Below are 15804 nucleotides of genomic sequence, written 5' to 3'. Positions count from 1 at the left end.
CATCACGAAGACCACTGTGAACCCATGCATCAGAGGGGTCAGTTTTCGGCGCCGATTACCCCTCCACCAGGGTCAATTTTCCACGCCGGTTCACAAACTGGTGGCGCGTGAGTGCGTTGGGCGGTGTGACGGCTCTCTCAGAGACGGTCGATCTGGGCCCTGGTGTCTGCCAGTGCGGCGTTGCGCTGTTCCTCGCCTCCGGCAAGGCCTTCGGCGATGATGGTGGTGATGTCGGTGACGCCGAGGAAGGTGAACACCGCGCGCAGGTAACTTTCCTGATGTTCGAAGGAGGCGGAAGGGCTGTCGGGGCCGTACAGGCCGCCGCGGGTGATGGCGAGGATGATTTTCTTGTCCCCGACGAGACCTTCGAAACCGCTCTCGGTGTAGCGCCGGAAGGTCTTGCCCGCGACGCAGATCCGGTCGATCCATGCCTTGAGCTGGCTGGGAATGGTGAAGTTGTACATCGGCGCGCCGATCACCACCGTGCTCGCGGCGAGGAATTCGTCCAGCACGCGACCGTCGTGACGGAGATCCGCCTGAAGGGCGGGATCGTGCTGCACATCGGCGGACTGGCGGGCGAGGTAGCCACCGGAGAGATGGGGGAGCGGGTTGGCGGCGAGGTCGCGATAGACGATCGTCACGCCCGGATCGGCGGCGCGCAGATGGGCGACCGTATCGGCGGTGATCTGTCGGCTGGCGGAGTTGTCGCCGAGAATGCTGGAGTCGATATGCAGGAGCGTCATGAGTCCGATCCGGAGGCAGGGACGGGAAGTGGATAGGCGCGGAGGAAGAGCGTCACGCCGCTTTCGATGAAAGCCCGTCGCGCCTCGGGCGTTTTCGACGGCTTGCATTGGGCGAGATCGCCCAGCATCAGCAGCCCGACCGTCATGCCGAACAGATGCTCGCTCGCCGTGTCGAGTTCCTCCGCCGTCAGAATCGTGTCATAGCCGAGGCGGCGCAGCCAGGAACGCAGCGGAAAGACCCGTGAATTATCGACGAAATAGCCCTGCATGAAGGTGGCGATCTCCGGAACGCGCGAAAGCTCGGAGACCACGGCGCGCAGCAGGACGAGACGCTTCGGCGCGAGAAGCTCGGCGGCGAGATGACGCATCCCGAAGCTCAGGCGTTCCCGGGGCGTTGCGCCTTGCAATTCGAGATCGATGAGGTTCGAATTGAAGAGGCGATCGACCAGCAGCGACTCGAAGAGAAGCTGCCGGGACTCGAAAAGCTGGTAAAGTGTCTTCTTGGACATGCCGCACAGAGCGGCGATCCGGTCCATCGAGGTGGCCTGATAGCCGTGTTCCTGTAGCACGGCGACGGCCGCGTCCAGAACGCGTTCCTTGCGCCCGGCGTCGCCGGGAGCGGGGGGGCGGCGGCCGATGGCGCGGCACAGGCAGGTCGGACGGGTATGATCCATGTGCGTTTGCGACGTGTCCCTGTGTGCCTGTCATTGACGATAGTCAGGAAACCGTATAGTTCCCGTTCCGACGGAAACTCAAGAGTTTTCAATTTCTCATTTTGCCTGGCTCCGGTAGGAGCCTTTTTTTTGAGAGTCCTTTGAGAAAGAGATTGGTTCGCGATGAGCCCGATGCATGATCGAACGGTTTGTCTCTCCGCCACACAGCTTCGGGCCGAGGGCGTCATCTTTTCGCGCGTTGCGGTGTCCGGTCCGGCCCTGCTGCTCTCTCTCGGGCTGGTCGCCGGGCTGACGGGCTGCAAGCAGAAGGCGGCGGAACAGCAAGGAATGCCGCCCCAGCCCGTCGAGGTGGTGACGATTCATCCTCATCCGATTCACACGCAGACCGTGCTGCCCGGCCGCACGGACGCCTATGAGCAGGCGCAGATCCGCCCGCAGGTGAGCGGCATGATCCTGACGCGCAGCTTCAAGCAGGGCTCGGACATGCATGAGGGGGATCTGCTCTACAAGATCAACCCGGCGCCCTATCAGGCCACCTATGACCGGGCGAAGGCGGCGCTGTTGCAGGCTCAGGCCGCGGCGGTGAGCATCGAGGCGCAGCTTCGCCGCTACAGGCCGCTTGCGACGGCGCATGCCGTTTCCAGTCAGGACTATGACAACACCCTCTCGCAGGCGCGGCAGGCCGAGGCGCAGATCGCCCAGGCGAAGGCGAACGTCGCCAGCGCGAAGGTCAATCTGGACTGGACGGAGGTCCGCTCCCCCATCGACGGACGCATCGGCCGCATGCTGGTCACGCCGGGCTCGCTGGTCACGGCGGGGCAGACGGCGCCGATCGCGGTGGTGACGCGGCTGGACCCGATCTATGTGGACGTGAATCTCGCCGATGTGGACATGCTGCGCCTGCGCCGCGAAATGGCCCAGGGACAGATCAAGGGGAACGGCAAGGGGATGCCGCCGGTGACGCTCGAACTCGATGACGGCTCGACCTATCCCCGGACGGGAGAGTTGCGCCTGGCCGAGGTCACGGTCGACCCGGCGACCGGCACGCTGGTCCTCCGGGCCGAATTCCCCAATCCCGACAAGCTGCTGCTGCCCGGCATGTTCGTCCATGCGCGGATCGACGAGGGCGAGATTCCCGATGCGCTGACCGTGCCGCAGGTGGCGTTGCAGCGCGACAGCAAGGGGAACCCGCAGGTTCTCGTCGTCGGGCAGGACAGCAAGGTGGCGATCCGGCCGGTGCGGGTCGGGCGTATCGTGGACCAGTCATGGCAGGTCCTGGACGGTCTGAAGGACGGTGATCGCGTGATCGTCAACGGTCTTCAGAAGGTGCGTCCGGGCGCGAAGGTGAAGGTCACCGAGGCGGCCGACGCGCCGCAGAGCAAGGCGGACTGACGCGCCATGTCTCGTTTCTTCATCGACCGTCCGGTCTTCGCCTGGGTCATCGGGCTGATCATCATGCTGCTGGGCGTGGTGTGCATCCTGCGCATGCCGATCGCCCAATACCCTTCCATCGCACCGCCGCAGGTGGCGATCACCGTGACGTATCCGGGCGCCTCCGCCGAGACGGTCAACAACACGGTGGTGCGGCCCATTCTCCAGCAGATGTCCGGTCTCGACCATCTCGAATATCTGTCCGCCCAATCCTACGCAAACGGCTCGATGGAGATCGACCTGACCTTCGCGCAGGGGACGAATCCGGACATCGCGCAGGTTCAGGTCCAGAACAAGCTGCAACTTGCCGAGGCGCGCCTGCCGACGGAGGTGACGACGCAGGGGCTGAGCGTCGTGAAGGCGGTCAAGAACTTCATGATGGTGGTCGGGTTCACCTCGACCGACGGCAGCATGAGCGGCAACGATATCGCCGATTATATCGCGTCGAACGTCGTCGATCCGCTGTCGCGCGTCTCCGGCGTGGGCGATCACACGTTGTTCGGTTCGGAATACGCCATGCGCATCTGGCTGGACCCGGGCAAGCTGTACAAATACGCGCTCACCCTCACCGACGTCCAGAACGCGATCCAGGCGCAGAACATCCAGGTCTCCTCGGGTGAACTGGGCGGTCTTCCGGCGAAAAAAGGGGTCGGGTTCGACGCCACGATCATCGGCCCGACGCGCCTGACCGATCCGCAGCAGTTCGAGAATATCCTCCTCAAGGTCCAGCAGGACGGGGCACAGGTGCGAATCCGCGATGTCGGGTCCGTCGAGCTGGGCGCGCAATCGTACAGCATCTCCGCGCTCTACAACAACAAGCCCGCCACGGCGCTGGCCTTGAAGCTGGCCTCGGGCGCGAACCAGCTCCAGACGGAGGCGGCGGTGCGCGCGCAGCTCGCCGAGCTGGAGAAATTTTTCCCGCCAGGGCTGAAGATCGTCTATCCGCTCGATACTGAGCCGTTCATCGTGCTGTCCATCGAGGATGTGGTGAAGACGCTGCTGGAGGCGATCGTCTTCGTCTTCCTCGTCATGCTGGTCTTCCTCCAGAACTTCCGCGCGACGCTGATCCCGACCATCGCCGTGCCGGTCGTGCTGCTGGGCACGTTCGGCGTGCTGGCGGCGCTGGGCTATGCGATCAACACGCTGACCATGCTCGCCATGGTGCTCGCCGTGGGGCTGCTCGTCGACGACGCCATCGTGGTCGTGGAGAATGTCGAGCGCGTGATGGCGCAGGAGAAGCTCTCCCCGCGCGATGCGGCGCGCAAGTCGATGGACGAGATCACCGGCGCGCTGGTCGGCATCGTGCTCGTGCTGAGCGCCGTGTTCCTGCCCATGGCGGCCTTCAGCGGCTCGACGGGCGTGATCTACCGCCAGTTCTCCATCACCATCGTCGCGGCCATGTGGCTGTCCGTCCTGGTGGCCATGGTGCTGACGCCCGCGCTCTGCGCGACCATGCTCAAGCCGACCAGCCACGAAAAGAAGACGGGTCCGGCCGGCTGGTTCAACCGGAATTTCGATCGCCTGAACAAGGGATACCTCCTGGGGGTGCGCTATCTCCTCAAGGGGTGGCCGGTCGGGATCGTCGGTTTCGTCGTGATGACGTCGATCGTGGTGTTCTTCTTCTTCCGCGTGCCGGGCGGCTTCCTGCCGGACGAGGATCAGGGGCTGATCTTCGGCCAGGTCTCGATGCGTCCCGGCGCGACGAACGAGCAGGTCGCGGCGGTCAACAAGCGCGTCGCCGACTATATCCTCTCGACGTACAAGGATCAGGTCCAGTCCGTGCTGACGGTGACGGGGTTCAACTTCGCGGGGCAATCGCAGAATTCCGGCGCGTTCTTCGTGCGGATGAAGGACTGGTCCGTGCGGCCGGGCGCCGCGAACACGACGATGGCGATCGCCAATAAGGTCATGCAGCATTTCTGGATGGACCCGGCCGCCCAGATCTTCGCGATCAACCCGCCTGCCGTTCTGGAACTCGGCAACGCCACGGGCTTCGATCTCGAACTCGAGGATCGCGGCCATGTCGGGCATCAGAAGCTGCTGGAGGCCCGGAACCTCGTGCTCGGCATGGCGGCGCAGGACCCGAAGCTCGTGGCCGTGCGCCCGAACGGGCTCGAGGACGCGCCGCAATTCCATCTGGAGGTCGATCGCGCCAAGGCCAATGCCGAGGGCCTGACCAACGCGGATATCAACACGACCATCCAGGGCGCGTTCGGCTCGATCTATGTCAACCAGTTCCTGCGAAACGACCGCGTGAAACAGGTCTATATCCAGGGCGTGGCCTCGGCGCGCATGACGCCGGCCGATCTCAACAAGTGGTATATGCGGAACACGGCGGGGACATTGGTGCCGCTGAATACGTTCATGCATGGGGACTGGATGCTCGGGCCGCAGAAGGTTGAGGATTTCAATGGCCTGAATTCATACGAAATTCTTGGCCAGCCCGCCGCCTCCGTCAGTTCCGGCGAGGCGATGGACGAAATGCGCAGGATTCTCACCAAGCTTCCGCCGGGGATCGGATATGAATGGACGGGCCTGTCCTACGAGCAGGTCGCCTCGGGCAGTGCGACGGGGCCGCTCTATGCATTGGCCTCCATCGTCATCCTCTTCTGTCTCGCGGCGCTGTACGAAAGCTGGGCGATCCCGTTCTCCGTGCTCCTCGTCCTGCCGCTGGGCGTGCTGGGGGCGGTCTTCGCCACCTATCTGCGCGGATTGAGCAATGACGTGTATTTCCAGGTCGGGCTGCTGACGACGGTGGGGCTTTCGGTCAAGAACGCGATCCTGATCGTGGAATTCGCCAAGAACTTCTTCGAGCAGGGCGATTCGCTGGAGGAGGCGGTGCTCAAGGCCGGGCAGGAACGTCTGCGGCCGATTCTGATGACGTCGATCGCCTTCGTTGTGGGGACGATTCCGCTGGCCGTGGCGACGGGAGCCGGTTCGGCCTCGCGCATGGCCATCGGCACCTGCGTGGTGGGGGGCATGCTCAGCGCCACGGTGCTGGCCGTGTTCTTCGTGCCGCTCTTCTTCGTCTGCGTGTTGAAGCTGTTCCGGGTGAGGCGCATGAGCGAAAAACGGGGCGCGCTGGCGCAGGAGGGCGTGCGATGAGGCGCCACGGGACGGACGGGCGAGCAGCACTCCGGGTATTCGCGGCCGGGACTGCGGTTTCGGCATTGCTGACGGGGTGCAATCTGGCACCGCATTACCAGCGTCCGGCGCTGCCGGTGCAGGATTCCTGGCCGACGGATACGGGCGTTGCGGGCTCGGTGGGGAAGGCCCCCCCTTCCAAGGCGCAGATGGCGGCCGATCTCGGCTGGGAAAGCTTCTTCATCGATCCGCGCCTGCGTGCGCTGATCGAACTCACCTTGAGTAACAACCGCAACCTGCGGAGTCAGGCGGCGGCGATCGCCGAGGCGCAGGGTGAGTACGAGGTCCAGCACGCATCTCTCTTCCCGCCGATCGGCACGACGGGACAGGGAGAGTTCATCGCGCCATCCTCGCGCGCCGGTTTCGCCTTCGCGCCGGGATTCGGCAGGACGATCTCGACCTTGCGCTTCTATAATGTAGGCATCGGGTTTTCCTCCTACGAGATCGATCTCTTCGGGCGTATCCGCAATCTCTCGCGCCAGCAGGCGGAAGCGGCGATGACCTCGGTCTATAACGCGCGCTCGGTCCTCATCAGCACGCTCTCCCAGCTCGCCAACACGTATCTGCAATGGCTCGCGGATCGCGAATTGCTGCGGGTGACGGAACAGACCCTGACCTCGCAGCGGGATACGCTGCGTCTCACGCGCCTGCAATACGAGCACGGGGAAAGCACGCTGCTCACTCTGCGTCAGACAGAAACGCAGGTGGAGCAGGCGGCGGCGAATGAGCAGCAATATCGCCGGCAGGTGGCGCAGGACGAGCATGCGATCCAGCTTCTCGTCGGCATGCCGCTTCCACCGGACCTGCCGCCCCCCGCCCCTTTCGGCAGTCAGACGATTCTCGCGGACCTGCATGCGGGGCTGCCTTCCGATCTGATCGCGAATCGGCCTGATGTCCAGGCGGCCGAGCACCGGCTGATCGGCGCGAACGCCAATATCGGCGCGGCGCGGGCCGCTTTCTTTCCGAGGCTCACCATCACCGCCTCCGAGGGAATCAGCAGCTTGCAGTTCCGCCAGCTCTTCACGCCCGGCGCGGAGACGTGGACGGTCTCGCCCAATATCTCGCTGCCGATCTTTACCTGGGGGCAGAACGAGGGGAATCTCCAGATCTCCAAGGCGCGCAAGCTGGAGCAGATCGCGAGCTACGAGAACACGGTGCAGACGGCTTTTCGCGAGGTTTCCGATGCCCTGACGGCGCGCGAGACCTATCTGGACCAGGAGCGCCAGATGCGCGATCTCGTCGCATCGTCGCAGCAGGCCTATGATCTCGCGATGATGCGGTTCAAGACCGGGATCGATCCGTATCTCACCACGCTGACCCAGCAGCGCACACTCTATCAGGCGCAACAATCGACGATTGCGGTGCAATTGGCCCGGTATCAGAATCTCGTCACCGTTTATCGCGCGCTGGGTGGAGGCTGGAGCCGCAAGACGGTTCCGACTAAAGTTGCGGCGACGGCAAATGGTGAGCCGCGGGTTGCCCCGGTCGGATCGCCGGGGTGAGGAGAGGATGCCATGCGGCTGGGGCTGCGTCGTTGGGGTTTGATGATTTCGGCTGTGATGCTGGCGCTGCCGGGAAGCATGGCGCGCGCGCAGGATGATGAGGAGAAGAAGCCCCCGTCATTGCATGAACTGGCGCATCAATCGAATCTTCCGCACGCCCATGCGAATTTCCGGCGTTATTTGTATCGGCCGGAAGGAGACAAGGTGATCGAGCAGCCGGAGGCCGAGCGCCTCATCTTCCGCACGCCGGACGGAGAGCCCGACGGGTATGCCGAGCGGCGCGGCCCGGCAATCATCTATCATGATCGATCCGGAAAGGTGATTCGCGTTCAACCACTTGAAGAAGACGAGTAAGACTTTCTTTACCAAATTGCGGGAAAATGGCCTCTGGAGGATCACCGGATGGCCGTCTCTGTCGTGTCGAATCCTGTCGCAAAGCCGAGTGGAACGGCGATGTCACCGCCTGCGACGGGCGTGCTCACGGCGTCTGATCTCCGTTTCGCGGCATTCCTGAAAAGCTTCGAGCATGCAGCGGACACGCGGCACGAGCCGATCGAACCACGTCGGCAGCAGCCTGTCGCCCCTAAGGCGGAGGCTGTGCCCGCCGATTCGGGTGAAAAACCGGCACGGGGGAACGGCACTCCTGCCCCGGCGGCTTCGTCGACCCGGGTTGGAACAGGTGCAAGCAGGGAATTGGCAAGGCCGGTCGCCGCAACGGCTTCACGACCGTCGAATGTGCGGGCATTCCAGAGCCCCGATTCAGCGCGCGTTGCTCGCTCCCGAGCGTCAGATGGCGTTGCGGAACGGTCGGAAGAGACTGGCAATTCGTCAGAAACCGTAGTCGGCCGCACGAACGGACAGGTTGACAAGACAGCGACACGGGACACTGCTCCTGAACGGGAACGGGGGAAAGTCACCGCGACTCTTCCGGTTCTTTCTGACAATGCGAATGATGAAACTCTTCCTGTTCAGAATAACGTAGCGACTCCCGCGTCTTTCGCCGCGTCACAGGACAATGCCGCGCAGCAAGGCAAGAATGGAGTTGCTGGAGATGGCGGCGCGATCAGCACTTCGGGCTCAACTGTCGCGAGGAACCTGCCCGCCCCCACGCGGCCTGACACCATGGCAGGCGACATTGTCGAGATGGAGAATGAAGGAAGTCAGCCCGACGACGAAACCCAGCCTGCCGCCCGTTCAATGGAAGAGCAGGATACTCTCGAGGTGCGAGAGGACGGAGCCCTGCGCGTGATGACCCAGGGCGAGGGAGATCACGTCCAGACCCTGGTCCGGCATGCCTTGGGGGATGGGACTTTCCTGTCGCTTCATGTCTCGGGGGGAAATAATGGCCGACTTCATGTCGATGTGGCAAGCAATGACGTTTCCCTCGTCGAACATATGGGAAAACAAGCGGATCTCCTGCCATCATTGCCACAAAATGCATCGGGACTTATTGCGCCGGCCCTTATGCAACAGATCGTCGCGGCGCCCATAGCGCTGACGCTCGCGGTTCGAACGGCGGTCGGTGGCGCATTTCCCCAACACGACAAGGCAATCTCGACGCGCGAGCGGATGGAGGAGCAAGAAAATGAAGAGCAGTTCCTCGGGGTCGGTCTCTTGAATTTGCATCTCTGAACGGGAGAAGAAACATGTCGATTTCCACCGCAACTTTGCTCACCCTTGCTGAAGGCGCCGCGAAAAAAACGGCTCTCACAGGCACAGCGACATCAACCAGCAGCAGTTCGACAACCTCGTCAACCTCGGACGCGGCTTTATCGTCATTGGGTCAGAATTATACGGAGTTTCTAACCCTGCTGACGACCCAGTTGGAGCATCAGGATCCAAGCAGCCCGATGAGCACAGACTCCTTCACGAGCGAGCTTGCTCAATTCGCCGGTGTTGAACAACAGGTTCAAACGAACAGCAATCTTGCGACTCTGATCAGCGCAACACAGGAAAATACGTTGGCGGAAGGCAAGTCACTTCTCGGCAGCACTGCTACCGCGACCTCGTCCCGCTTTGCACTTCAAAATGGCAGCGCTGAGACTTCTTATACGGCGTCCAGCACCGCGCCTGTGGCGATCGCCGTCAGCGACGCGTCCGGCACGATCGTAAAAACAGAAACATTGACTCCCGCAGTCGGCACAAACACCTGGACATGGAATGGTGTCAGCGACAGCGGCTCTTCGGAACCGAACGGCATTTATTCAATTTCCGTCATGCAGACGGCAGCTTCTGGACCGCCCCAATCCCTTGCAACGACGACCGCAGGAACAATCACGGGATTGAACCAATCTTCGAGCGGCGTGAACGTGAATTTGGGTGATTATTCGACTTCGCTCGGAAATGTCACGGGAATCACTGATGCGTCATCGAGTTCAAGTTGAGCGGGCGCTCTTCTGTTAATCGGTCATTAACTTCTCTGTGCAATAGAAAGCCAGGACCAATTCGGATTTACGGGGCGGCGCTGGAAAATGAAAAACATACTCGTCAATTTGCGCGCCTTGGGGCCATACAAACTCGCCGCCCTCGGCGGAGTTTTTGTGTTGATGGCCGTTCTTATGACGCTTATCGCAACACGCGGAAACCGTCCTGACGCGCTGTTATATTCGGATCTCGACCCCAAGGAAGCCGCAGAAATGACTTCCGTGCTGACGCAACGACATATCCCCTATCGGTTAAGTGGCGACGGGGAAACCATATTTCTGAATCGTGAAAACATCGCCGAAGCACGATTGATGCTCGCCCAAAGTGGTCTCCCTTCGTCCGGAGGTATTGGCTATGAGCTTTTCGATCGAAAAAATGGCTTGGCGACAAGCGCGTTCGAGGAAAATATCGATCAAACTCGTGCATTGGAAGGAGAGTTGGAACGGTCGTTGATATTAATTCAGGGTGTTAAATCCGCGCGTGTCCATTTAGTGCTGCGACATCGTGAACTTTTCTCGGCCAATGAGCAGGCTTCGCAGGCGAGCATCATCCTCAATTTGAAACCCGGCCAACAGCTCGATCACGAAAATATCAGGGCGATATCCAATCTCGTGCTTGCCGCCGTGCCCGGCCTTCAAAGCGATCATATTTCGATTATCGATAATCGAGGGCATGTTCTTGAGGACGGGAACAAAGAAAGAATATCGGATGAGAATACAGATCCGGAAGCCGTAACATTGGCGGCGGAGCACCACCTGGCTCAATCAGTCGAAGGTTTGCTCGCAACGTCGCTCGGACAAGATCATGTTCATATCGAAACAAATATAACATTCAGCTTTGATAAAATTCATCAAACACGTGAAACATTTGATCCGGATCAGCAGGTGCTGCGCTCACAAAAGACAGAGTCACGAAAGAGTTTTTCTGCTGAAGAAAAGAAAAACGTTTCCGTACAAAACAATCTTCCGAATGCCGATGCGGCGCAACCCAAAACCGGCACTCAGTCCATACAACAGGAAGAGACCAATAATTATGAAATCGGAAAAACAACCCAAGTTCTGGTACAGGACAAGCCAAAGATAATCCGACAGACAATAGCGGTTCTGGTTGATTATAAGACCGAACGTTCTGCAGACGGACATAAAGTCCAAATACCACGAGATTCAGCGGAACTTGCCAAAATCGATAAGCTCGTAAAGGGTGCGGTGGGATATGATCAGTCACGCGGAGATATAGTGACAGTAACATCGATGATGTTCGACAATTACAATAATACAGAAAATCCAACAAGTGAAAAATACAAAAAAATTAGTAGTATTATCACTTCCGAAAGTTTTCTATCATTCGGAATGCTGATTCTTTCTGCTGCCTTTGTGGGAATCGTCATACTAAAGCCAATAATAAAAAATTCTAATAATATAAACAACTCACTATCAGATGATAAAAAGTTGAAACTTATGTCGGGAATAAAGGAATTAGAAAATTCTCAACCGAATAACTTATTACAAGACAAAAGTTCTGAGCTCTCAGACACATCCAGTAAAGCATTAGTGCCTTTGATAGAAAATACATCAATAAGTAAATTCGAAGAAATGGACGGAAAACGCCATGAAAAACTATCGTCCTTAAATCAAATAGCCGCCATAGTTGATTCTCAGCATGCAGCCAGCGTTGCCATTCTGCGTCACTGGATTTCAAAAAGCGATGGAGATTGAAGATGTCCTACATAAAAATTTCCGGAAAGCAAAAAGCCGCCATCTTTTTATTGGCTTTGGGGGAAGAAAATTCTGCGCCTTTATTAAAAGAACTCAATGAGGATGAACTGAAAGAAATTTCCCGATCTATAGCCAACCTCGGAGAAATCAAGGCAGATCTCGTAGATGAGGTATGCAAAGAATTTCTAAACGCCGCTCGTTACACTAATAATATGATCGGAAATGTCAATAGCGCAGAGCGATTTTTGAAGGAAGCTGTTCCTGCGAATGTAGCCAATCAAATTATGGAGGAAATAAGAGGGCCATCAGGGCATACAATGTGGAAAAAATTGGGAAACATTTCTGATGTAATGCTGGCAAATTATTTGGTTAATGAACATCCTCAGACAGTTTGTGTTATACTTGGAAGGATTCCAACAGAACAATCTGCAAGAGTACTGGCCCTCTTTCCACAAAAATTTGCATTGGAAGTTATAGATAGAATAATTCATATGGAATCTGTCCCTCAAAAAGTCATCCAGAGTCTTGAAGATACCTTATGTAAGGAGTTTATGCGGAACACTATTTCGTTCCAAAAAAATGACTCTTACGGAAAAATGGCTGAAATATTTAACACGATGGAACGGAAGCATGAAAATAGATTATTGGAAAGTCTGAAAGAATACAGTTCGGATGATGCGGAAAAAATAAAATTCCTAATGTTTACCTTTGATGATTTAAAGCTTCTAGATGAAGAGGACATGGCTCTGGTAATTTCCAAAGTTGACCGTCTTGAGCTTGCCTGTGCGTTAAAAGGGTGTTCGAATGATCTTCGAGATCAATTTTTCAAGTGCATGTCTGAACGGTCGGGAAAAATATTAAAAGAAGAAATGATGGCCATGGGGGCTGTAAAAGTTAAAGATATGGAAAATGCACAGGCCAATGTGGTCAACATCGCAAAAAAAATGATCGAAGAAGGGGAAATAGATGAACTTTATTCGGAATCATCCGATGAGGTAATATCATGAAGAACGTTGATCTTTATGATTTTTCTTTTCCGAAAAATATTGAGTTCGTCAATGAAGAAAATGAATCGCCAATTTTAGAAAATGATATCGTTGATGAAATGGTAAGAAAGGCATGGCGCGACGGAGAGGAAAGCGGGATACGGAAACGCAACATTACGAATGAAAAATTAGAAAAAATAAAGGATTTATATCAAAATATATTGCTTAAGCTAGAATTTATTTCTGATAATGAAAATAGGAGATCAACTGAAATAATTGATGATTTCTTCCGCAAAGTAATTGATATTTTCTTTCTGAGTATATGCAATCTTTCACTTTCTTGCGAAGATAAACAATTTGACAAAATTTTTTCCCTGAAATTTTTGGAGAACGATGAACCTTTCCAGGTGCAAGCTAATAGTAAAACTCTAAAACTTCTTTCCCAATCCATATGGAAGACAAAAGGCTATCGACTGAATCCACTAGAAGATGAACGTATGGATGATGGGGATTTTATTGTCTCTCAGAGCGAGTTGCAAATCGAGCGCGGAATCAGCACCATCATAAAGGAATTGGAAATTTTTTTGCGTGTAATATAGAGGCAATTAAATTGAACAAGGAGAAAAAGAATGAGTGTTGAGGATAAAAAAATGGAATCCGATAATATAAACGAAAATCAATTTCAAGGACCCACCGATGTAATTTATGAAATACCAGTAACTGTAACTGCGGTTTTGGGGCGCGTCGTAATGCCCATAAGTCAAGTAGTTAAATTGGGGCGAGGTGCAATTGTTGAGCTTAATCGCAAAGTGGGGGAAAATATAGAGGTTCACATTAATAATAAAATTATAGCGCGAGGAGAGATTGTCATATTAGACGATAATAAGATAGGAATAACTATGTCGGAGATAATAAAAAAAGATTTATCCGCCGTGGACGGCATACGGGGGAATATATGTTGAGCACCTGGAAAATTTTTACAAAAAAGTGTGGAAAGGTTGGTGAAATATATTTTAAATTTTTTCCGTGCACCCTTTTTGATAAAGTGGGATTTAGATCTTATGACTTATTTATACCTCTGTCTGTTTTTTGCATTTTATCAGGATTGATTTTTCCTTTACCCACGTTTTTTTTGGATTTTGGTCTATCTTTTTCTATAGTTTTATCTGTCATCGTGCTTATGGTTTCTCTGTTTGTGGATGTGGCCGTTGAGTTTAGTTCATTCCCGGTGTTGTTGTTGTTGACAACTTTGTTGAGACTTTCTTTGGAAATTGCTACTACCAGACTGATCTTGGGACAGGGTTACAAGGGCCCGCTTGCTGCGGGGCATATAGTTTCAGCATTTGGCGGATTTCTTATGAATGGCGATGTTGCGATCGGCATCATCCTGTTTGTGATTCTTATGGTAGTAAATTTCATGGTTATTACCAAGGGGTCGGGGCGAATCGCCGAAGTTGCAGCGCGTTTTTCGCTGGACGCTATGCCGGGAAAGCAAATGGCAATCGATGCCGAATTAAACTCCGGGGCAATTAACGATAAAGACGCAAAGCAGCGTCGACGGGATTTGGAAGAAGAAAGTTCATTTTATGGCACTATGGATGGCGCCGCAAAATTTGTGCGGGGCGATGCAATTGCTGCTATTATTATCGCGTTTGTTAATATGGTAGCTGGTCTTGGGTTGGGTGTATTTCGTTTTAATATGACGATAAACGACGCGTTTTCAACTTTTGCCATCCTAACTGTTGGCGATGGTCTAGTCACACAAATTCCCGCATTGTTGGTGTCTACTGCTGCTGGAATTATTGTTACGAAGGGAGCGAGTGAGGGCAAAGCTGGAGATGCGGTGGCGCAACAATTGGGTAAACGTGTTTCCCCATTGGCGATTGCGTCGGCTGTGTCACTTATTCTTTCGTTTTTACCCGGCTTGCCAACTTTTGCCTTCTTGGGCCTTTTTGTATGTATTGGCACGGTCGCTTTGGTGCGGGGAAGAAATAATAGAGCTTTGCAAATTTCGTCATTGCCGGAAGATAAACAACATTATGAATCGTCTCCTGTCGAGACACAAGTTGTGCTCGTGGAACCATTGAAACTGGAGCTCGGTCTTGGGCTTCTTCCTTTGGTATCTGACGAAGGGACACGGTTGACATCGCAGATCCAAATTCTACGGCGAAAGATCGCTGACGATTTTGGATTTATTTTACCCTCGGTGCGCGTTCAAGATAACATGAATTTGCCGCATAATACATACAGCATCAAGGTGCGTGATATAGAGGCCGGCAAAGGTTCGGTTGAACTCACCAAGCTTTTGGTAATGGATCCGAAAGGAGGTATGCCGGATATCCTTGGGGATACAACCGTCGAAGCGGTGTTTGGTTTGGAAGCGCGATGGATTTTGCCAGAAAGACGGGAGGATGCACTTTTCCGGGGATATACTGTTGTTGATCCGGCGAGTGTTATAGCGACTCATTTGTCAGAAATAGTTAAAGACAATTTGCCCGAATTGCTTTCGCTTGCGGAAGTGGAGAAGATGATGGCAGGTTTGCCAGATGATATTCGAAAAAATGTTGCAGAATTTGTGCCAACGCAATTACCTATTGCTATATTGCATCGAGTTTTTCAGTCATTGTTGGCAGAGTATGTTTCTATTAGGGATGCATCACTAATTTTAGAGGCAATGCAGGAAGCTATTGCCATGGGTCAGAAGACGACATCGTTGCTTCTAGCCCATGTCAGGTTGCGGTTGGCCCGTCAAATTAGTCACTCGGTTCTTTCCGTAGATGGCACGATTCCCGCCGTGATACTTGGTGCACGTTGGGAAGGTGAATTCATGACAAATGGAGCGGAAGGGACACTTCCGTCGAGTTTGATGAACGAATTCATTGAAGCGCTGCGGCAGGGGTTCGAATTTGCGCTTCAACGAGGAGAATTTCCTGTGGTTTTGGTGGACAGTATGCTTAGGACTTCTGTGCGTGCGATTGTTGAGCGTATTCGCCCGTCTGTCTCTGTCATTGCTTACTCTGAGATATTTCCACGTGTAAAAATAAAGACTGTCGCAACGCTTTCCTAAAAATGCCTTTCAAAACTTTAGATCGTTTTCTGCACGAACTGAATCGTTAGGGATTCCCCTTGGCGGCGTGATCTGATTCAAGATGAGAGCCGGGAAGGGGGCTGGCTTTGGATGTCAT

General features: G+C 55.0%; 13 protein-coding genes. 11 read left to right on the top strand and 2 right to left on the bottom strand.

The genetic code is table 11. The features are described from left to right. Nucleotides 1–137: 137 nt before the first annotated feature. Together EDC31_RS15930 and EDC31_RS15925 are read right to left on the bottom strand one after the other, a co-directional pair. Entirely contained in the window at nt 138–743 is a 606-nt protein-coding gene (locus EDC31_RS15930; RefSeq protein WP_042061382.1) for an FMN-dependent NADH-azoreductase, read from the bottom strand. Then, complete coding sequence (locus EDC31_RS15925; protein WP_052512175.1) at nt 740–1417, bottom strand: TetR/AcrR family transcriptional regulator; 678 nt, start codon at nt 1415–1417, stop codon at nt 740–742. The genes EDC31_RS15930 and EDC31_RS15925 overlap by 4 nt, the downstream gene beginning before the upstream one ends. 171 nt (nt 1418–1588) lie before the next feature. Here EDC31_RS15925 and EDC31_RS15920 point away from each other — a divergent pair, with 171 nt between their 5' ends. The 11 genes from EDC31_RS15920 to EDC31_RS15870 all read left to right on the top strand — a co-directional run bounded on the left by EDC31_RS15920 (nt 1589) and on the right by EDC31_RS15870 (nt 15686). Next, nucleotides 1589–2809, top strand: coding sequence for an efflux RND transporter periplasmic adaptor subunit (locus tag EDC31_RS15920; protein ID WP_132127157.1), 1221 nt, complete (start codon nt 1589–1591; stop codon nt 2807–2809). A gap of 6 nt (nt 2810–2815) precedes the next feature. Further along, entirely contained in the window at nt 2816–5953 is a 3138-nt protein-coding gene (locus tag EDC31_RS15915; RefSeq protein WP_042061380.1) for an efflux RND transporter permease subunit, read from the top strand. Continuing rightward, nucleotides 5950–7494 carry an efflux transporter outer membrane subunit gene (locus EDC31_RS15910; RefSeq protein WP_042061377.1) on the top strand — a complete coding sequence of 515 codons (1545 nt, stop codon included), beginning with the start codon at nt 5950–5952 and terminating at the stop codon, nt 7492–7494. Before EDC31_RS15915 ends, EDC31_RS15910 begins: the two co-directional genes overlap by 4 nt. 12 nt (nt 7495–7506) lie before the next feature. Next, nucleotides 7507–7848 (top strand): hypothetical protein, encoded by a 342-nt coding sequence (locus EDC31_RS15905; protein WP_239641743.1) that lies wholly within the window; start codon nt 7507–7509, stop codon nt 7846–7848. Between the two features lie 48 nt (nt 7849–7896). After that, on the top strand, nt 7897–9126 hold the full coding sequence (locus tag EDC31_RS15900; protein WP_132127156.1) for a hypothetical protein: 1230 nt from the start codon (nt 7897–7899) through the stop codon (nt 9124–9126). A 14-nt stretch (nt 9127–9140) separates the two neighbouring features. Then, on the top strand, nt 9141–9878 hold the full coding sequence (locus EDC31_RS15895; protein ID WP_081797860.1) for a flagellar hook assembly protein FlgD: 738 nt from the start codon (nt 9141–9143) through the stop codon (nt 9876–9878). Between the two features lie 87 nt (nt 9879–9965). Further along, entirely contained in the window at nt 9966–11633 is a 1668-nt protein-coding gene (fliF, locus tag EDC31_RS15890; RefSeq protein ID WP_081797858.1) for a flagellar basal-body MS-ring/collar protein FliF, read from the top strand. 2 nt (nt 11634–11635) lie between these two features. Then, complete coding sequence (locus tag EDC31_RS15885; protein WP_042061368.1) at nt 11636–12640, top strand: flagellar motor switch protein FliG; 1005 nt, start codon at nt 11636–11638, stop codon at nt 12638–12640. Beyond that, nucleotides 12637–13218 carry a hypothetical protein gene (locus EDC31_RS15880; RefSeq protein WP_132127155.1) on the top strand — a complete coding sequence of 194 codons (582 nt, stop codon included), beginning with the start codon at nt 12637–12639 and terminating at the stop codon, nt 13216–13218. The genes EDC31_RS15885 and EDC31_RS15880 overlap by 4 nt, the downstream gene beginning before the upstream one ends. Nucleotides 13219–13248: 30 nt before the next feature. After that, nucleotides 13249–13581: a FliM/FliN family flagellar motor switch protein gene (locus EDC31_RS15875; protein ID WP_081797856.1), complete on the top strand. Its 333-nt coding sequence runs from the start codon at nt 13249–13251 to the stop codon at nt 13579–13581. Further along, a complete protein-coding gene (locus tag EDC31_RS15870) occupies nt 13575–15686 on the top strand; it encodes a flagellar biosynthesis protein FlhA (protein ID WP_081797854.1) in 2112 nt (703 codons plus the stop codon). The genes EDC31_RS15875 and EDC31_RS15870 overlap by 7 nt, the downstream gene beginning before the upstream one ends. The last annotated feature ends 118 nt before the right edge of the window (nt 15687–15804 follow it).

It is taken from the genome of Acidomonas methanolica, assembly GCF_004346035.1.
Taxonomy (GTDB): domain Bacteria; phylum Pseudomonadota; class Alphaproteobacteria; order Acetobacterales; family Acetobacteraceae; genus Acidomonas; species Acidomonas methanolica.
The sequence above is the reverse complement of the archived record's forward strand: the minus strand, read 5'-3'. Positions and strand labels throughout refer to the sequence as shown.